Source organism: Bradyrhizobium sp. SZCCHNR3119 (genome assembly GCF_032487775.1).
Taxonomy (GTDB): domain Bacteria; phylum Pseudomonadota; class Alphaproteobacteria; order Rhizobiales; family Xanthobacteraceae; genus Bradyrhizobium.
Genome location: NZ_JAUEUV010000001.1, coordinates 5792165 through 5810734, shown reverse-complemented (window position 1 = coordinate 5810734; position 18570 = coordinate 5792165). Strand labels below are relative to the sequence as shown.

General features: G+C 63.9%; 18 protein-coding genes. 5 read left to right on the top strand and 13 right to left on the bottom strand.

Translation table 11 applies throughout. The features are described from left to right. Positions 1-34: 34 nt before the first annotated feature. The 4 genes from QX034_RS26770 to QX034_RS26755 form a co-directional block, all read right to left on the bottom strand. Positions 35-1705 (bottom strand): aromatic/alkene/methane monooxygenase hydroxylase/oxygenase subunit alpha, encoded by a 1671-nt coding sequence (locus tag QX034_RS26770; RefSeq protein ID WP_315705351.1) that lies wholly within the window; start codon positions 1703-1705, stop codon positions 35-37. Between the two features lie 168 nt (positions 1706-1873). Then, a complete protein-coding gene (locus QX034_RS26765; protein ID WP_315705350.1) occupies positions 1874-2146 on the bottom strand; it encodes a hypothetical protein in 273 nt (90 codons plus the stop codon). Then, entirely contained in the window at positions 2146-2514 is a 369-nt protein-coding gene (locus QX034_RS26760; protein ID WP_315705349.1) for a hypothetical protein, read from the bottom strand. The genes QX034_RS26765 and QX034_RS26760 overlap by 1 nt, the downstream gene beginning before the upstream one ends. Before the next feature lie 57 nt (positions 2515-2571). Then, positions 2572-3615, bottom strand: a complete 1044-nt coding sequence (locus tag QX034_RS26755; protein ID WP_315705348.1) for an NAD(P)-dependent alcohol dehydrogenase — start codon at positions 3613-3615, stop codon at positions 2572-2574. Between the two features lie 330 nt (positions 3616-3945). On the opposite strand from QX034_RS26755, the gene QX034_RS26750 reads away from it, so the two are divergent. Together QX034_RS26750 and QX034_RS26745 are read left to right on the top strand one after the other, a co-directional pair. After that, positions 3946-5826, top strand: coding sequence for a sigma-54-dependent Fis family transcriptional regulator (locus QX034_RS26750; protein ID WP_315705347.1), 1881 nt, complete (start codon positions 3946-3948; stop codon positions 5824-5826). Positions 5827-5869: 43 nt separating this feature from the next. Continuing rightward, complete coding sequence (locus tag QX034_RS26745) at positions 5870-6310, top strand: SseB family protein (RefSeq protein WP_315705346.1); 441 nt, start codon at positions 5870-5872, stop codon at positions 6308-6310. Between the two features lie 825 nt (positions 6311-7135). Here the strand turns inward: QX034_RS26745 and QX034_RS34080 are convergent. After that, the gene (locus QX034_RS34080; protein WP_409977522.1) at positions 7136-7213 is read right to left on the bottom strand and encodes a MerR family DNA-binding transcriptional regulator; all 78 of its coding nucleotides are present in this window, start codon (positions 7211-7213) and stop codon (positions 7136-7138) included. Positions 7214-7273: 60 nt separating this feature from the next. Next, complete coding sequence (locus tag QX034_RS26740) at positions 7274-7741, bottom strand: carboxymuconolactone decarboxylase family protein (RefSeq protein ID WP_315705345.1); 468 nt, start codon at positions 7739-7741, stop codon at positions 7274-7276. Positions 7742-7834: 93 nt separating this feature from the next. Here QX034_RS26740 and QX034_RS26735 point away from each other — a divergent pair, with 93 nt between their 5' ends. Then, a complete protein-coding gene (locus tag QX034_RS26735; RefSeq protein ID WP_315705344.1) occupies positions 7835-8329 on the top strand; it encodes an Rrf2 family transcriptional regulator in 495 nt (164 codons plus the stop codon). Here QX034_RS26735 and QX034_RS26730 read toward each other — a convergent pair. Beyond that, on the bottom strand, positions 8305-8655 hold the full coding sequence (locus QX034_RS26730; protein ID WP_315705343.1) for a helix-turn-helix domain-containing protein: 351 nt from the start codon (positions 8653-8655) through the stop codon (positions 8305-8307). The genes QX034_RS26735 and QX034_RS26730 overlap by 25 nt on opposite strands. A 409-nt stretch (positions 8656-9064) precedes the next feature. On the opposite strand from QX034_RS26730, the gene QX034_RS26725 reads away from it, so the two are divergent. After that, positions 9065-9598, top strand: a complete 534-nt coding sequence (locus QX034_RS26725) for a hypothetical protein (RefSeq protein WP_315705342.1) — start codon at positions 9065-9067, stop codon at positions 9596-9598. A 2-nt stretch (positions 9599-9600) separates the two neighbouring features. Further along, positions 9601-11343 (top strand): hypothetical protein, encoded by a 1743-nt coding sequence (locus tag QX034_RS26720; RefSeq protein WP_315705341.1) that lies wholly within the window; start codon positions 9601-9603, stop codon positions 11341-11343. A gap of 260 nt (positions 11344-11603) precedes the next feature. Here the strand turns inward: QX034_RS26720 and QX034_RS26715 are convergent, their stop codons facing one another. The 6 genes from QX034_RS26715 to guaB all read right to left on the bottom strand — a co-directional run bounded on the left by QX034_RS26715 (position 11604) and on the right by guaB (position 18392). Continuing rightward, positions 11604-12113: a hypothetical protein gene (locus tag QX034_RS26715; RefSeq protein ID WP_315705340.1), complete on the bottom strand. Its 510-nt coding sequence runs from the start codon at positions 12111-12113 to the stop codon at positions 11604-11606. 11 nt (positions 12114-12124) lie between these two features. After that, positions 12125-13729 (bottom strand): glutamine-hydrolyzing GMP synthase, encoded by a 1605-nt coding sequence (gene guaA / locus QX034_RS26710; RefSeq protein WP_316196032.1) that lies wholly within the window; start codon positions 13727-13729, stop codon positions 12125-12127. A 309-nt stretch (positions 13730-14038) separates the two neighbouring features. Then, positions 14039-15337 (bottom strand): RsmB/NOP family class I SAM-dependent RNA methyltransferase, encoded by a 1299-nt coding sequence (locus QX034_RS26705; RefSeq protein ID WP_316196030.1) that lies wholly within the window; start codon positions 15335-15337, stop codon positions 14039-14041. A gap of 19 nt (positions 15338-15356) precedes the next feature. Next, positions 15357-15701: an MAPEG family protein gene (locus tag QX034_RS26700; RefSeq protein ID WP_316168256.1), complete on the bottom strand. Its 345-nt coding sequence runs from the start codon at positions 15699-15701 to the stop codon at positions 15357-15359. Positions 15702-15746: 45 nt separating this feature from the next. Then, the gene (locus tag QX034_RS26695) at positions 15747-16769 is read right to left on the bottom strand and encodes an NADP-dependent oxidoreductase (protein WP_316175594.1); all 1023 of its coding nucleotides are present in this window, start codon (positions 16767-16769) and stop codon (positions 15747-15749) included. Positions 16770-16904: 135 nt separating this feature from the next. Then, positions 16905-18392: an IMP dehydrogenase gene (gene guaB / locus QX034_RS26690; protein ID WP_315705321.1), complete on the bottom strand. Its 1488-nt coding sequence runs from the start codon at positions 18390-18392 to the stop codon at positions 16905-16907. Positions 18393-18570: the final 178 nt, after the last annotated feature.

The following is an 18570-nucleotide window of genomic DNA, read 5'->3' as shown; positions in this document are numbered from 1 at the left end:
GGAGCCGGCGAACCGGCCCCCTGCTCTCGCATCCTCAGTGGCAAGGATTGATGGTGAAGCCCTTGCGATAGTCGGCGACGGCGACCTCGCGCTCGATCGGCGACAGCGCACGGAAGCCGCGTAGCGGGCTGCCGAGCTGGTGGCCGCGCACGTCGTCAAGCGTCCACATGTCCTCGGCGTCGAACCGCAGATGCGGCTGGGCCGTCAGGGTCTTGCCGTCCGGACGGACGAAGCCGAGATCCTTGATCGCGTCGGCAATGTCCCAGCCGTGATAGCAGTCCTCCCATTCCCGGCGACCGCTGAAGCGGCCCATCGCCGGCGTGGCGCGGCCTTCATACTCGGCGGCGAACGCCACCTTGTGGGTCCAGCGGCAGCCCTCCGAGCAATAGGTGTACATCTTGCCGTCGACCTCGTCGCAGACGAAGTCTTCGCGGATCAGGCACGGCACCATGCAGCTCCAGCAGCGATGCGGGTAGACGTAGCCGACGTCGCTGTTGAACAGGATGTTGGTCTCGCCCGGCACGCTCAGCTTCGCATACCACTTCCAGAAATCGCCGAACTCGGCGTACCAGCCCGGATATTTGTGCTCGAACCACTCGAAGTCCTTTTCGGTCTGGGCTTCGATCCGCCAGAAGTTCGCCGACCAGCCGACTGCGAAGAACTGCGCGGTCTTGTGGACATAGTTCTTCTTGACGATCCGGTCCCACGCGGCGGCGACGTCGTCGTGGTGGATCTTGATGCCGTATTTCTCCAGCGGCAGCATGTAGGTGCGGTAGTAATCTTCATAGATCCAGCGGTGCCAGAGCTCCGCATAGGACTCCTTGTTCTTGTCGCGGTTGGTGGTGCCGTATTCGATGAAGGTGCCGATCGCCGCATCGACGATCGCATGGTTCTGCCAGAACGCGTATTTTAGGTCGCGCTCGAGCAGCTGGTGGTTCGACGGATCGTTGATCATCGCCATCAGCATCGAGTGGCCGTTGCCGATGTGGCGCGATTCGTCCGACTGCACCGAGAGAAAGACGGTCGGCAGCGCGTAGTCGCCGTTGCGGGCCGCTTCCGACGGCATCGCCACGAACAGGGTGTTGGTGAACGCGGTCTCCGCGACCACTGTCAGGTAGACGTTGGCTGCGGTGATCGCATCGCCGGTCAGGAAGCCCTCGGCGAACTGGCGGCCGATCGTCGTCGCGTAGCACTTGCCGAACGCCGCCTCGGTGATGTCGAACCCAGCCGGGTCGATGTAGTTCTCCATGTACCACTTCTTGAGGTTCATCTGGATCGTCGAGTGCCGGAACTCGTCGACCATCTGCATCGTGAAGCCGGTGCGCAGCTCCTCGCCGGGCGCCAGCCGACCGACCATCGCCATCGACCGCGCGGCCGATATCTCCGGGAACGGGATGATGGCCAGGAACAGCTTCATCCACTCGACCCAGCGCGGCTCGACGTTGCGGAACATGTCGCCGCGCAACGCAGCGTCGAGCGCGCCGTAGACCCGGTTGTCCTTCTCCTCCTGCATCGGGAAATACGATCGCAGCACCTGCTTCATCGGATCGCGCGGAGTCTTCGAAATCTTGTAGTCGGTCGGGAAGGTCATCGCTTCCTGGACGTAGCTCGGCGTCCAGCCGAGATCCGCGACCCGGTTTGCGGCCTCGGCAATCGTGATGCCCTTCTGGGCCGTAATCTTATTCAGCGTTAGACTTGCAGACATTTCCTTCTCCTTTGAACGTTGCACCAGTTTTCTGCATTCAGGCCTTGATCATCCGATCACGGCAGCGGCGACCAACGGCTGCTTCCGCGACGTCTCCTGCAAATTCACGTCAGCCCATCAACTTTGAGTTTCGAAAATTGACTTTCACTCCCGCAACGAATCGGCATTTCAGACCGGCTTGGCAGCGCTGCCGGTGTCCGCGCCGCGACTGGCCAATGGCCGGCCTTCCGCGACGAACTTCGCCGCCAGCACCAGCGTGCCGGTGGCAAACTCACGACCGTGCCGCGCGATCATCGCCTCGGCGAGCTCGCCGACCTGCGCGAAGAACGCGTCCTTCGACCGGTCTTCTTCTGCTTGCTCAGCTTGCTGAGGCGGCGGCACGGCCGAGATCGGCGCGCCTGATGTCCTGAGGTTGAGCCTGCTCATGTCGACCTTGCTCATCATGCGTGTCCCGTCCGTTTTTGGTCGTCGTCCGTGGGCGTGCTGTCGAATTCCAACAGAGCGTGGTTGAGCCATTCGCGCTCGGCGACGAGCCGCGCATGCTCGTCGCGAAGCTTGCCGAGACGCTCGACGACCCTGTCAAACTCGTCCCGCGCGGCGCTGCCGCCTTGCGCCCCCGCAAGGTCGCCTTGTGCGCACGCCAGCTCGATCTCCGCACCGCCGCGAGCGCTCTCGTTGCGGAGCTGCAGCTCGTTGTTGCGGATGATGCCCTCGATCAGTCTGTGCCGGGCGATCATCCGCTCGTGCGCCAACTGCAGCCGGGCCGCTTCCTCGGCCGTCATCTGTGGCTTGCGCTCGTCGGAGTCCACACGCGTCACTCCCGTTCGATGATGGGGTCCGGGCCCGAGCATCTCGCCGCGCACGCATCAGGGAATCAGCACCGCGCGCCCGTGGATGCGCCCATGATGCAGGTCATGCAGCGCATCATTGGCCTCGCTGAGCCTGTATTCCCTGGTGTGCAGGTTCACGAGGCCGCGGTCGGCCAGCGCCATCAGCTCGACCAGCTCGGCATAGGTGCCGACGAGATTGCCGACGATGGTCTTTTCCGTCGTGATCATGTCGATGGTCGGGATGTCGATCTTGCCGCCGTAGCCGACGATGTAATAGGAGCCGGCATTCGCCGTCATCGCGAGGCCCTTGGCGATCGCGTCGCCCTCGCCGACGAAATCGATGACGGCCTCGGCGCCGCGGCCGCCGGTCAGGGCCAGCACGGCCTCGACCGCGCTCTCGCCGGCCTTCACCAGATGATGCGCGCCGCAGGTCCTGGCGAGCTCGAGCGAGTCGGCGGAGCGGTCGACGACGATGATCTCGGCCGCGCAAAGTGCTGCGAGCACCTGGATGCCGATATGGCCGAGGCCGCCGGCCCCGATCACCACCGCATACTCGCCCGGCAGCAGATGACGCGACGCCTTCTTGGCGGCGCGATAGGCGGTCAGGCCGGCATCCGTGTACGGAGCGACGTCCTTCGGCGCCAGCGACTTCGGCAGCTTGATCAGCGCGCGCTGGCCGGTGAGCAGATATTGCGCGTAGCCGCCATTGGCGTTGATGCCGGGAAAGGAGCTATCGAGCGCATGCATGTCGTTGCCGCGCCGGCACGCCAGGCAATGGCCGCTGGTCACCAGCGGATGGCAGATCACGCTGTCACCGACCTTGACGCCTTCGACGCCGGGACCGACGGCCTCGACCCAGCCGGCGTTCTCGTGACCCATGATGTAGGGAAGCTTGACATCGACCTTGCTGCGCCAGATTCCTTCGACGATGTGCAGGTCGGTGCGGCAGACACCGGCGCCGCCGATCCGCACGATCACGTCCATCGGACGCGCGATCTTCGGATCGGTGACCTCCTCATATCTGACGAATTCCTTGGCCGTCAGCGTTTCATCGAATGCACGGAGAACAGCGGCCTTCATCGAACTCCCCCGGATATTTTTGTTTTGCACGGCAACTTGATCAGCGTGCCATTGATCAGGGCTGAGCAAGAGCTATGCCAGCGAGCTAACAAGCTGATAATCCGGACGTTCTGCCGCGCGCTCGCGCCGTCCTTCGGTCCGCCGCGGAGCAAAGCTGATTGCACAACTGTTCCGAGACGGAGCAGTTTTCGCGATGCAAGGACGTTACGGTCGAAATTTGGATTCCGGCTCGATTGCTCTATGATGAGTCGAGCAGCACCACAGAACTAACAATCAAGCGGGCTGCAGCGGACGGGGAACTGCAAAGCCCTCGGAGCGGGAGGATGGACGATGCTGCCAGCCAGCCGGCGCGTCGACGGCGCGTGGATGAAGCTCGACGATCAGGGCCATCTGCCGGCCGATGTTCTGTCGGCCGACATCTACGACAGCTGGATGCGCTGTATCAGCCTCGGCCTCGATGCGCTGCGCCCGCCCTCGCCCGAATTTGTCGACGCGGCAGTGCTGCGGCAGGAGCAGCAGCGCTGCTCGCTGGTGCGCGGCCTTGCGCTGGCCGAAATGCACACGCTGCACCAGCAGATCGCCGGCTCCAACTTCATGATCGCGTTCGCGACGGCGGAAGGACTGCTGCTCGACATCATTTCCGACACCAGCTTCAGCTGCGCATCGGACGCGGCCTGCATCCGGGCCGGCGCGATCTGGACCGAGACGATCTGCGGCACCAACGGGCTCGGCACCGCGGCCCATCTCAAGCGGCCGATCGTCGTGCACGGGCGCGAGCACTTCTTCGCCCGCTACAACAATCTGACCTGCGTGGCGGCGCCGATCTTCGCACCGGATGGCGAAGTCGCCGGCATCCTCGACGCGTCCTCCGACTGCATGTCGCGCCAGGCCCACACCCAGGCTCTCGTCGCGATGGCCGCGACCCAGATCGAGAACGGGCTGTTCCGCGAACAGCATCGCGGCAACATCCTGATCGCCTTCCACAACCGCGGTGAATATCTGCACACGCTCAGCGCCGGGTTGCTGGCGGTGGACAATGACGGCCAGATCCTCGCCGCGAACCGCGCCGCCCGGGTTCTGCTACACGGGCTGCCGGCCTCCGCCGGCCGCCGCTTTGGCGATGTCTTCCGCGCGAGGTTCGCAGATTTTCTCGACGAGGGCCGGCGCAACGAGCGCCAGCGGCTCGAGGATGACGTCGGCAGCCAGTTCGTCGCGACGATCGAGAACACCCGCCAATTCCCGATGACGCATCGCCTGCCGGCCCCGCGGCCGGCGCCGCCGAAGCACGCTGCAGCGGCCTTCGTCTCCGCCGATCCGCGGATAGCGGCCATCGTACAGCGCGTCGCCGTCGCAGCTTCACGCAAGATGCCGATCCTCATTCGCGGCGAGACCGGCACGGGCAAGGAGCAGATGGCACGCCACGCCCACGCGGCGAGCCGCCGCACGGGATCCTTCGTCGCCGTCAACTGCGCGGCCCTTCCCGACAGCCTGATCGAGGCCGAGCTGTTCGGCTACACCGAGGGCGCCTTCACGGGCGCCAGGAAAGGCGGCTCGGCGGGCCTGTTCAAGGAAGCCGATGGCGGCACGCTGTTCCTCGACGAGATCGGCGACATGCCGGTGACCTTGCAGGCGGTGCTGTTGCGCTTCCTCGATGACTGGACGGTGCGGCCGGTCGGAGGCAGCAAACGCGAGGTCGACGTGCTCCTCGTCTCGGCCACCAACGCCAATCTCGACGACGCCATCGCCAAGGGCCGGTTCAGATCCGACCTGCTGTTTCGCCTCAACACGCTCGAAGTGACGCTGCTGCCGCTGCGCGAACGCACCGACTTCGCCGACATCGCGCGCCATCTGATGCACAAGATCGACCCGTCGATCGCGCTGTCCGAGGCTGCCATTCAGCGGCTGGCGCAACGGAGCTGGGACGGCAACATCCGCGAGCTCCGCAACGCGCTGGCGCGGCTCTCGCTCAGCGAGACCAGCCCCGTGATCGACGCCGCCACCGTCGAGGCCGTCATCGGCGCCGGTGGGCCTGAGCGCATGGCGCCGAACATTACGGTGGACGAATGCGCCCCTGCCGACCTGCACGAAATCCAGCGCGCCGTTGTGCTCGCCGCTTTCGCGGAAGCCGGCAACAACATCAGCAGGACTGCGCGGCGGCTCGGCATCTCGCGCAATACCGTCTACCGCGCGCTGCGCGGCAAGCCGGGCTGACGCGCGCGCCGCAATGAGTTGATCAATCCCAAGGGAGGCCACGATGTTCGAACCGGAGAACAGTCTCGAAGCGCTGATGCAGGCGGCCGGCCGCGATCCGGCGATCATCCCGCGGTTCTACCGCGCGCTGCTCGAGGCCGAGATCTATGTCCTGACACCGGAGGCCCCGATCGAGCCCGGGCAGCACCGCTCGCTCGCGCGCCAGGAGCGCATCAACGTCGCGAGCGTCGAATTCCAGGGCCTGACCTGGTTGCCGGCGTTCACCTCCAGGCAGCGCATCTCGGACTATGTGAAGGCGCCGGAAGCCTGCCTCGGCGCTTCGGCCCGCGATCTGTTCACCATGCTGCCGAACGCGAACTTCTGGTTCAACCCGCTGTCCGAATGCCAGAAGCCGATGCCGGCCAGCGAAATCGCGCTGCTGATGAACGGAACGATCTTCGACAAGCTCCCGATGGCGGCCGCAGCCCGGCACGCTGGCCGGTGATCCCACCCTCGCCACCGAGCCGAGGGGAACGAGTCGCGGAGTGGCGGACTCAGGATCGGTCTGGTCCTTCAACGAAGTCGAGGCGAGCGGGGCCTGGACGATGATCATCATTCGCGGTCGGTCGGCGACGCAGGCCCAGGGGCGAACGATCGTCGATCTCTTTCCAGCCAGCCATGATGGGATGCAGGATATCGTCACGGCACCTCTCTCCACGTTTCAAACCGCAGGCGTGACGACGCGATCTCGCGGCCGCCTGAGCCCGAGTTGTTGTCTCCATTCAACCGCCTCTCAACGAAGAGGCGCAGGGAAGACCGGGTATCGGCTGATACCCGCGGTCCGCGTGCAGCAAAAAGCACGCGGCAGAACCACAGGTTCAGCCCAATATCCGGCCTTCCCTGCGCGACGGTTTTGCGACTTATAGGCGCTCTCCCCGGGGACCGGCTGTCTTGCCCCCGTCGCCAGCGGATCATCATCCCCGCCGGCTTGGTCTCAGCGTCGGGAGACCAGGACCACGCCACTTCGCCGTCGCCTCGCTCCGTCCGTCGGCACGGGCTGTGACACCCGGCTGCGGAGCAATGCGCCCGTCGCCTCTCCGGCTCGACGCTTCATGACGACCGCGAAACGTCCCTCTTCAGCGAGCCGGGATGCGCTGATATGTGCAAGTGATTTGCCCGACGTAGCAAGGGATAAGTGCGCGACAAACTGGCACGACGGGTAGTTGGCGCATGCGGGGCATGCGAGGATTGCCCGTCGGGCAGATCCCCCTATTGAATGCGGCAGCGAGGAGTTTCGACAGCGCGCGAGGTGCAGGAGCTTTGTGCACTGTCACCGCAATGCCTTCTCGTAATGACGGATGGAGCGCACGCTCGCCCCCGTCCTTTTTGCAACGTCTCCGATCTTCATCCGCCCTCCTGCCGCATCTCGTAACCCCAGACATCAATGTCAGGGTCAAGGGCAAGTCGATCAAGGAGCAACCGCGTTCTTTTCCGTGCCGACCGGGTGCTGCATGCGGGAACTGACCGCGATGCGGTTCCAGATGTTGATGGTTCCGATAGCGATCGTCAGTTTGGCGATGTCGGCCTCCGAGACGATGGCGCGGACGGTTTCAAACGCAGCGTCGGGAATGCCCGTCTCGGCGGCGAGCGTCACGCTTTCGGTCCATTCGAGAATTGCCCGGTCGCGCGCGTCGAAAAACGGGGACTCGCGCCAAACGGCGACGAGGTGCAGCAATTGGGCGTCCATCCCGTCGGCCAGAGCGCCCTTGACATGCAGATCGACGCAATAGGCGCAGCCGTTGATCTGCGAGGCGCGCAGCTTGACGAGGTGAAGCGTGCGCTTGTCGAGGCCCGACTTGGTCACGGCACCGTCGAGGGTACGAACGGCCTGATAGAGCTCGGGCGCCAGGGCGGCGATGTTCAATCTGGGATGCATGGAGGCCTCCTGTCTCGAATGGAGTTGGCGTGAAATCGTGGATAATATATATCCATGATTAGCCGCGATCCAAGAGCGGAGTGGGAGACGGCGATGCGGCGCATGAGCGACGGGGTGGAGGCAGCGCTGCACTGCGCTCTGGTGCTGGCCGGATTGCCGGAGGGTAAAGTACTTCCTGGCAAGAGCCTCGCCGAATTGCACGGCGTCTCGGAAACCTATCTTCTGAAGCACCTGCGGGCGCTCGCTGCGGCTTCCGTCATCGATGCCGTGCCGGGGCCGCGCGGTGGCTATCGGCTGGCGCGCGACCCGGAGCGCATCACATTGCTCGACATCGTAGAAGCGATCGACGGGCGGGAGCCCGCCTTCGTCTGCCGCGAAATCCGCCGGCGCGGTCCCGGCAAGGCGAAGGACCCGTGCGTCTACAAGGCGGACTGCTTCATCAAGACCCGCATGATCGCCGCCGAAGAGGCTTGGCGGGCTGTCCTGAAACAGCAGACCCTCGCCGATCTTGTTGCCGATGGAGCCCAATTGATCGACGCACACAACAAGAAGGCGGTGGCGAATTACGTTGAGAAGACACAGCGCTGAGCGCTATCGACCGGCCTGATAGCGAATATCCAATCCCGCCGATCACAGCTCGGCGATGCGCGCGCATTCGCCCGGGCGAGCGCCGAACGCTTGTCGTCATACGTCGCCACGCGCTTGAGCTTACGCGGACCGGGCCTGGGACCGCGCTTGCGGTTCAATCCCTCTGGCCCGTGCGCCTTCCACACCTTGATCCAGTCGTGCAGAAGCTTGCGCGCTACGCCGAGGTCACGAGCGACGGGCAGAACGCCTTCGCCTCGCTCGACCCGCTTGATCGCCTTCAATTTGTAAGCCGTCGGGAACTGACGGGTCTTTCCTCGTACTGCCACAGGTCATCCTCGGAATGCCTGTCACTGAAATTATCGTGTCTCACTTGAGGGAGGCAGTCCAACACTGTCACCGCAATATCGAACCCTATCCGCCATCTCACAGTGAATGCCGGTCGCAAATCCGCCAGCCCCATGGTCGACAGAACAACTTCATTTTCATTCTTTCTACTTTTGATTGCATTTTTTTATAGTTCACCTCATACTGCGACGCGCATATCTCCGAAGAAGTCACTTATTAGCGGCCGGACGATCCGAGCCAGCCACACACCGACGTGCACGACACAAGGCCACTTAGTCCGCAGCATGGCCGACGCGCCTGTGACGATTAGATCCTGAAAATGATCGACCAATTCTCTTCAGTTCGCACACGACTTGGGGGAACCACATTTTTATGAAGGGATTCACTGCGATGACCGAAGAATTCTCGTCGGACTCCATCAGCAAATGGGCGACGCGGATTGCAGCAGAAATCGAACCCGAGAGCGAAGCTCTCGCGCCAATGATGATGGAGGCCTATCTGCGTGGCGGTCGAGACCGACGGCAGCTCTTTGAGAATAGAGCGGAACTCGGCGGTTTTCTGCCAGATGGCGGAGCCTTGCTTTTGCCTTTTGCTTATATGGCACTCAGCTACATCGCAAAGGGGCTGCTCAAGCTGTATCAATCAGGCGGGCTCAGCGGAATATCCAACCTGCTGAGCATCTGGAAAAACGCCTCCGATCTCATCAAGACCCGGAAAGCACGTGAAGAAGCACATGCAGCCACGGAAACGGAGGCACGACGCAGTCTGCGCCATACCCTGGACGAGGTGCAGCGCGCTCTTAGGGAACAGGGCTTGTCGACAGATCAGTGCGAGCTGATCAGTTACCGAGTGATGATGGTTCTGCTCGACGAGCCTATCGAGGGAGCACAACTGGTCAGGACATTCCAGAGTGAAAGCGCATAGGGATGACCGAGCCACAGCGACAGAACTCCGACGCGGGTCTGCCACCGTGGCTCTTGCTATTCCTGACGTTGTTAATCTTCGGACTTCCGCAGAGTTATCAGACGATACGCGAAGATCTTGGCGATTTTCAGAAGATCGACGAAATGAACCGGCTGGAGCTCGCTGTAGCAAATGTCGAGGATGTCAGCTCGATCGTCGCCCAAAGTGACGCTCAGCAAGTGATGCAGCATCGTGCGCATTTGCTGAATTGGCTAAGAAATGGCGCATGCATCCGGTTCCGAGCGGAACTAGACCGGGCCCTTGCCGCCATTGAACAAGCGAACTTTCTTGAAGACGACCTGCGGGGCCTTTACCGTCAGCAAGTTAAACTCAAGAGAGATGCGATGGCTCTCATCTTGGAGATGCTTGACGACGACGAACGCTCCGAACTTGTGCAGATCGAGGGCAAACGACCGCCGCCGACGGCAAGTAAAGCCGAGATAATCCATTATCTGCTGGAACCGAAAGAAGACCAGCGCCAAACTATGAGCACGAATTGGCGAACGCTCGCCCCGCAGGCGCGCCCGACCTTGGACACGGGAGATCAGGGCCATATATCCATGGATGACGTATGGCGGTCACGGATCTCCCTGATCTTGAGCAAACCCGCCTTCCTTGTAGATCTAGGAATCACCTTGATCCCGATTTTCTGCTTGTTGACGGTAGCGTTTCCCCGTTGGCGAGCTTGGCACGTGGAAAGGACATTCGGGCTCCGGGAGTATCTCGGAGGGTTTCCGGAGATCGACGAACTACAGGCATTTGTAGCGACGAGCGCTCCGCGCATCGAACTGCGGGTCAACCTGCTGCGTTCGGGCTATGCATTTGTCTATCCACGGAGCTATCGGCGCCCGCGCCTGGCAGTGCTCGGCGGAATGTATGTGCTTTGGAAACGTGATCCCGTGACCGCGAGGGGCATATTGCTGCATGAAATGGAGCATGTCCGCCAAGGGGACCATCTTGTCGTGGGGTATGGAAGCTTCTTCTCGGGGTATCTCAAGTGGCTGCCTGTCATCTTCATCCTAGTGATGGCGATGACCCTGATCTCCTCCATGGCGCTTTCCGTGAGATCGGTCGGTTTGCATATCGAGCACCAGGCGCAGCTCTTTGGGCGGACTGCACTGATGGCGTTATGCTCAACCGCATCGCTCTTCTTCCTGATCATAGCTTCGATTACAAAGCCGCTCGTGGCTATCTGGGCCCTGGAGCTGAACGCAGACTACGGCGGGAGCCGCGCGCAGGTCCTGCACGTCGAATGCGGCACCAAGGCGATGGGAGCCGGTGGACGGATATCCCGAATGCTGGGAACTCTGAGCCATCCGCCGGTCTGGCTGAGAGCATGGTTGATTAGGCGCGACGACTGGATGAGAAGACTACTGCGACAGATTCTCTTTCCAGCCTCGTACCTGATCGCGATCCTGATGCTCTTTCTCATGGGCTTCTTCGCGACGCTACCGGACCATGGACTACGTGCCGAGAGGGTGAAATGGCTCTTAGGCCTATCGTTGGACTCCCTTGAACGCAATTATTGGAAGTTCGGCAGCATGGCGGCGCTGTTGCTGGCATGGCCATGGCTGTCCGGCTACTGGGAGCTATTCTTCATCGGAGCAGCCCGGCAGTACAAATGGTGGGATGGAGGAAGATGGGCTGCGGCGCTACTGCTGACAATATTGGCGATTTTGGCGTGGTTTGGCGGCCGATCGTCTTGAGGCGGCCCAGGCCTGATTCGTGCGCTCGGAACGGAGGCCAACGTCCAAAGGACATTGAATTCACGCCAGATGCCACCGATGAAGAACGTCCCTATGGCGCGATCGGCAACAAGCCGCCTGGAGCGTCAGGCTATTCAAACTCGGCGATGCGAGCATTTGCGCGCGTCAGCGCAGACCGCTTGTCGTCATAGCTTGCTGTAGCTTTGAGCTTCCGGCACTACGGTAATAGTGCACAAAACAACAAAGGCCGCGCAGGGCCGTCAGATCAGCACCTTGAACGAGGCCATGAACTTCCGGTCGGCCGCGTCCCAGCCCTCCAGCGGCTTGCGCTTCATGACCTGCACGAGGAAGCTGTGCGGTCCGGAGACCGTCGTCAGGCCGCCTCCCCATACCTTGTCACTGCTGAAGGTGAAGCGCTTGGCGGGGAGCATCGCGCCGCTGGACGACTTGAACTCGGTCTTGTCGATCGAGAGAAATTCGCCCGACACGCGCTCCACCAGTCCATCGAGCATGGACTGCATCATCAGGGCCGGCTTACCTTGGATCGGCCAGGCCGCATGGAAAACGGCGAACGCCTTGTTTCCGTCCGTGGCCAGAAACGTCGTCGACGAAAGTCCAAGCAGGCCGCTCGACTTTTCCTCCGGCGGGGTCGGAAACTCGACCGAGAAGAAATGCTCGGCCGGAGCGAACGCGTGGCCAGCGAAGGCCGATGCCGGGATGACGGCGCCACTAAGGATGGCCAACAGATGGCGTCGCGATATCCCGCTCATGACGGCCTACCCTACTCCCACTCAATCGTCCCGGGCGGTTTGCTGGTCACGTCATACACCACCCGGTTCACGCCCTTGACCTCGTTGATGATGCGGGTCGCCGTGTTGCCCAAAAACTTCATATCGAACGGATAGAAGTCCGCGGTCATGCCGTCGGTGGAGGTGACGGCGCGCAGGCCCACGACGTAGTCGTAGGTGCGGCCGTCGCCCATGACGCCGACGGTTTTGACCGGCAGCAGCACGGCGAAGGCCTGCCAGATGGTGTCGTAGAGGCCGGCCTTCCTGATCTCGTCGATATAGACAGCATCCGCCTTGCGCAGGATCTCCAGCTTGTCCCGGGTGATCTCGCCGGGACAGCGGATGGCAAGGCCCGGGCCCGGGAACGGGTGGCGGCCGACGAAGATCTCGGGCAGGCCGAGCTCGCGCCCCAACGCGCGGACCTCGTCCTTGAACAATTCGCGCAGCGGCTCGACGAGCTTCATGTGCATGCGCTCGGGCAGGCCGCCGACATTGTGGTGCGACTTGATGGTGACGGAGGGACCGCCGGTGAAGGAGACGCTCTCGATCACATCGGGATAGAGCGTGCCCTGCGCCAGGAAATCGGCGCCGCCGATCTTCTTCGCTTCCGCGTCGAACACGTCGATGAAGAGCTTGCCGATGGTCTTGCGCTTCTGTTCGGGATCGGTGACGCCGGCGAGTTCGCCGAGGAAAAGCTTCGACGCATCAACATGCACCAGGGGGATGTTGTAGTGATGCCGGAACAGGTCGACGACGGTCTGCGCCTCGTTGAGCCGCAGCAGCCCGTGATCGACGAACACGCAGGTGAGCTGATCGCCGATCGCCTCGTGGATCAGCAGGGCGGCCACGGCGGAGTCGACTCCGCCGGAGAGGCCGCAGATCACCCTGCCCTTGCCGACCTGCGCGCGGATCTTCTCGATCGCCTCCTCGCGGAAGGCGCGCATGGTCCAGTCGCCGGAAAGGCCGGCGACCTTGCGCACGAAATTGCGCAGCAGCTTGGCGCCATCGGGCGTGTGCACCACCTCCGGGTGGAACATCAGGCCGTAATATTTCCGCGCCTCGTCCTGGATCACCGCGAACGGCGCGTTGGCCGACACGCCGGCGACGGAGAAGCCCGGCGGCATCCTGGTGATGCGGTCGCCATGGCTCATCCACACCTCGTGCTGCTCGCCCGTTTTCCAGACGCCGTCGAACAGGAGGCTATCGGTCTTCACCTCGACGTCGGCGCGGCCGAACTCGCGATGGTGACCGCCTTCGACCTCGCCGCCGAGCTGGGCCGCCAGGGTCATCTGGCCGTAGCAGATGCCGAGCACCGGGACGCCGGATTCGAAGATCAGCTGCGGCGCGCGCGGCGAGCCTTCCTCATGGACGGACTCCGGCCCGCCGGACAGGATCACGGCCTTCGGCTTCATCTCGCGGAAGGCGGCCTCCGCCTTCTGGAACGGCACGATCTCGCAATAGACGCCGTCTTCGCGCACCCGCCGGGCGATCAGCTGGGTGACCTGGCTGCCGAAATCGACGATCAGAACCTTGTCATGCGCCGAGGCGACATGGAGCGTCGGGTCGGCGGCATCGGGGGATTTTTGTGGGGCTGTCATGGCAAGGAATTACGCCGCCGGGGCGAGTCCTGCAAGGCTTGAGGGTATCGCCCTCCCCGTCATTCCGGGGCGCCCGCAGGGCGAGCCCGGAATCCATGACCACGACCGGGCGTATGGATTCCGGGCCCGCGCCAAGCGGCGCGTCCCGGAATGACACCGAGGGTGGGGTCAGGCCTTCCGCAACACCGAAACGAAGAACCCGCGCGGCCAGGGTCATCGCCAGTCCCGTAGGGTGGGCAAAGCGCAGCGTGCCCACCAATCGCGCCCGTCGATGGTCGGTGGGCACGGCGCGTTGCGCCTTTGCCCACCCTACTTCTTTTTCAAAATGGAGACGAAAAACCCGTCCGTCCCCGTCCTTCGCGGGGTCATCAGCCAGCCTTCGGGCGAGACGAGTGCGGCCTCGCTGAAGGCCTCGGCCTTGTCCCAGAGCACAGAGGCGGTCTGCTCCGGCGGCTGCACCGAAAACTCCGGGTGCCGCGCGATGAAGCCGCGGACCTGCTCGCCATTCTCCGGGTTCAGCACCGAGCAGGTGATATAGGCGATGCGGCCGCCCGGCTTCACCATTCCGGCTGCACGCTCAAGCACTTCGGCCTGGTCCTTCAAGCGGATTTCGAGCGCGCCGGGGCGCATCCGCCACTTGGCGTCGGGGTTGCGGCGCCAGGTGCCGGTGCCCGTGCAGGGCGCGTCGATCACGACCAGATCGGCCGACGCCTTGATGTCGGCGAGCGGATCCTCCTCGCCTTTCGGCGTCCGCACCTCGGCATTGTGGACGCCGGCCCGCGACAGCCGCTCATGGATCGGCGCCAGCTGGCGCTTGTCGTGGTCGGTCGCGATCAGCCGGCCCTTGCCCTGCATCTGAGCTGCCAGCGCCAGCGTCTTGCCGCCCGCGCCGGCGCAGAGATCGATCACCTGCTCGCCGGGCTTGGCCGCGGTGAACAGTGCCGCGAGCTGCGAGCCTTCGTCCTGCACCTCGATGTGGCCCTTGATGAAGTCCTCCTCGGCATGGATGCCGGGATTGCGGGCGTCGGCGCCGAGCTCGATGCGGAGGCCGATCGGCGACCACGGCGTCGGCGTGGGCTTCAGATGGCTCAGCGACTTCATCACCTTCTCGCGGCCGGCCTTCAGCGTGTTGACGCGCAGGTCCAGCGGCGCCCGGCTCGCCATCGCGGCGGCCTCGAGCGCACGGTCCGCGCCGAACACGGCGGCGAGATACGGATCGAGCCATTCCGGATAATCGCCCGCGACATGCGGCGGCGCGCCGTCGGCGGTGCACGAGGCCAGCGCGCTGCGCTCGGCGTCGGTCAACGGCGCGGGCGCAAAGCGGCCACCGTCGCACAAGGCCTCAATGGTCGGCACGTCGAGCCCGCGCTCGACCTTGAGCATGCCGAGCACGCGGGCGCGCGGGCTGTCGTCGTCCATCACGTAGGCGCTCGAGGCGCGCCGGCGCAGCACATCCCACACCAGCCCCGCGATCGCGGCGCGGTCGCCGGACCCGGCGAAGCGATGGCTGGTGCCCCAATCCTTCAACGCCTTGGCGGCGGGCGCACGCTGGGCCTCGATGGTGTCGATCAGTTCAATGGCGGCGGACAGCCGGGCGGCGGGGGTCATTTCAAACTTTCAGAACAAACTAAATCAGGATCAGGATCTTGAGCGCGAAATACAGCCACATCGCCAGCAGCACCAGCGCGCCGGCGAGCCACGCCATCGAACGCTGCCGCGCCTCGGCGGCGCCCACCAGCACCCCGGCATGGACGAAGCGCGTCACCACGAACACCCACGACAGCATCACGATGACGAGATCGGCGTGGCGGATCGGCAGCGTCAGTGCGATCAGCACGTAGAACAGCACGGGCAGGTCGAATTGATCGACCAGACCGTCACCGTTCGTGCGCGACCGCGATAGCCACAACAGCAGTGCGAAGGTCAACCCGACCTGCACGAACACCGGCAGCAAGACCATCTGTAGCGACATCGTGACGTCCTTTCGTTTGCTGCCGGAACTCGCGCAGGCCTGATCTCAGAGCTTGTCCGGCCCGACGCGGACCAGCTGCTTGCCGAAATTAGCACCCTTCAACAGGCCCATGAAGGCGTCCGGCGCATTCTCCAGGCCCTCGGTGACGAACTCCTTGTACTTGACCTTGCCCTCGCGCACCCAGCCTGACATGTCGCGCAGGAAATCGCCATGGCGCGCGGCGAAGTCGGAGACGATGAAGCCGCGGATCGTCAGCCGCTTCGTCAGCACATTGCGCATCAAGGCGCCGGCCCATTTCGGCGCCACCGACTGGGTGTCGTTGTAATGCGCGATCAGGCCGCACACCGGCATGCGGGCGAAATTGTTGAGCAGCGGGAACACCGCCTCGAACACCGGGCCGCCGACATTCTCGAAATAGACGTCGATGCCCTTCGGGCAAGCCTCTTTCAGCTTCGCCGCGAGATCGGGATCGCGATGGTCGATGCAGTCGTCGAAGCCGAACTCGGATCGGACGTAGTCGCATTTGTCCTTGCCGCCGGCGATGCCGATGGCGCGGGCGCCCTTGATCTTGGCGATCTGGCCGACGGCCGAGCCGACCGCGCCCGAGGCCGCAGCGACCACCACGGTCTCGCCCGGCTTGGGCTGGCCGATCTCGAGCAGGCCGGTATAGGCGGTCATGCCGGGCATGCCGAGCACGCCGACGGCGGTCGAGATCGGGGCAATCGCCGGATCGATCTTGCGCAAGCCTGCGCCGTCGGACAGCGCATGGGTCTGCCAGCCGGCGCGCGCGAGCACGATGTCGCCCTTGGCGAAATTCGGATTGTTGGAGGCGATGACCTCGCTGACCGTGCCCGCTTCCATCACGCCACCGACCGGCACCGGCTGGGCATAGGACGGACCGTCGCTCATGCGCCCGCGCATATAGGGATCGAGCGACAGCCAGATCGTGCGCAGCAGCACCTCGCCCTGTCCGGGCGTGGGCACGACGAAGGTCTCCAGCCGGAAATCGCTGGGCTTGGGCTCGCCGACCGGGCGCGATGCGAGAACGATGCGTTGGCCTTGGGACATCGGTGTTTCCTCTTTGTTGTTGGCTTCGTCATTCCGGGACATCGCGCAGCGATGGACCCGGAATCCAGAGGTGAGGGGCAAGACAATTTCGAGATTCCGGGTTCACGCTTCGCGTGCCCCGGAATGACAGCAAGGTCACACCCCGCCCGGATAGTTCGGGCTCTCGCGGGTGATGGTCACATCGTGGACGTGGCTTTCGCGCAGGCCCGCGCCGGTGATGCGGACGAACTGGGCCTTGTCGTGGAACTCGGCGAGGTCCTTGGCGCCGACATAGCCCATCGCGGCGCGCAGGCCGCCAGCGAGCTGGTGCATGACGTTGCCGACCGGGCCCTTGTACGGCACCTGGCCCTCGATGCCCTCCGGCACCAGCTTGAGCGTATCCTTGATGTCCTGCTGGAAATAGCGGTCGGCCGAGCCGCGCGCCATCGCGCCGACCGAACCCATGCCGCGATAGGCCTTGTAGGAGCGGCCCTGCCACAGGAACACTTCGCCGGGGGTCTCGTCGGTGCCGGCGAGCAGCGAGCCGACCATGGCGACGTCGGCGCCGGCGGCGAGCGCCTTGGCGAGGTCGCCGGAATATTTGATGCCGCCGTCGGCGATCACGGAGACGCCGGCCTTCTTGGTCGCCTCCACCGCGTCCATGATCGCGGTGAGCTGCGGCACGCCGACGCCGGCCACGATGCGGGTGGTGCAGATCGAGCCCGGGCCGATGCCGACCTTGACCGCATCGGCGCCGGCGTCGATCAGCGCCTGCGCGCCGTCACGGGTCGCGATGTTGCCGGCAATCACCTGCACCCCGTTCGACAGCCGCTTGATGCGGTTGACCGCATCGAGCACGCGCGAGGAATGGCCGTGAGCGGTGTCGACCACGATCAGATCCACGCCGGCGTCGATCAGCCGCTCGGTGCGCTCGAAACCGCCCTCGCCCACCGTCGTCGCCGCGGCCACGCGGAGGCGGCCCTGCGCATCCTTGCAAGCGAGTGGATGTGCGACTGCCTTCTCCATGTCCTTCACGGTGATCAGGCCGACGCAGCGATACTGATCGTCGACCACGAGCAGCTTTTCAATGCGATGCTGGTGCAGGATCTTCTTGGCTTCGTCCTGGCCGACGCCCTCGCGCACCGTGACGAGGTTCTGATGCGTCATCAGTTCGGAGATCTTCTGCCGCGGATCGGTGGCGAAGCGCACGTCGCGGTTGGTGAGGATGCCGACCAGCTTGCCCGGAATGCCCTTGCCGCCGCCGACCACGACCGGAATGCCGGAGAAGCCGTGATCGTTCATCAGCGCCAGCGCATCGGCGAGCGTCGCGTCAGGACCGATGGTGAGCGGGTTCACCACCATGCCGGATTCGAACTTCTTCACCTGCCGCACCTGGGCGGCCTGGCCTTCGGGATCGAAATTGCGGTGGATGACGCCGATACCGCCGGCCTGCGCCATGGCGATCGCCATCTTGGCCTCGGTGACGGTGTCCATGGCGGAGGCCATGATCGGGATATTGAGTGGGATCGCCCGCGTCACCTGCGAGCGGATATCCACATCGGAGGGAAGGACGTCCGATAGACCCGGCTTCAGCAGCACGTCATCGAACGTAAAAGCTTCGCGAAGTCCCTGCACGGTCGCCATCGTCAACTCCTTGTCTGCGGCGGTGCGGCCGCGATGCGGTTACGGATGAGCGGCGCCGTCAGCAGACCTCGTGATCCGCAGTCGAATCGATGCCCATCGGTGGGGTTGACGCGGGTCGATAGCATGGCCCTGTGACGAATCAAAGGGCCAGCGGCGGGAAATCCCGCAAATGCGAACG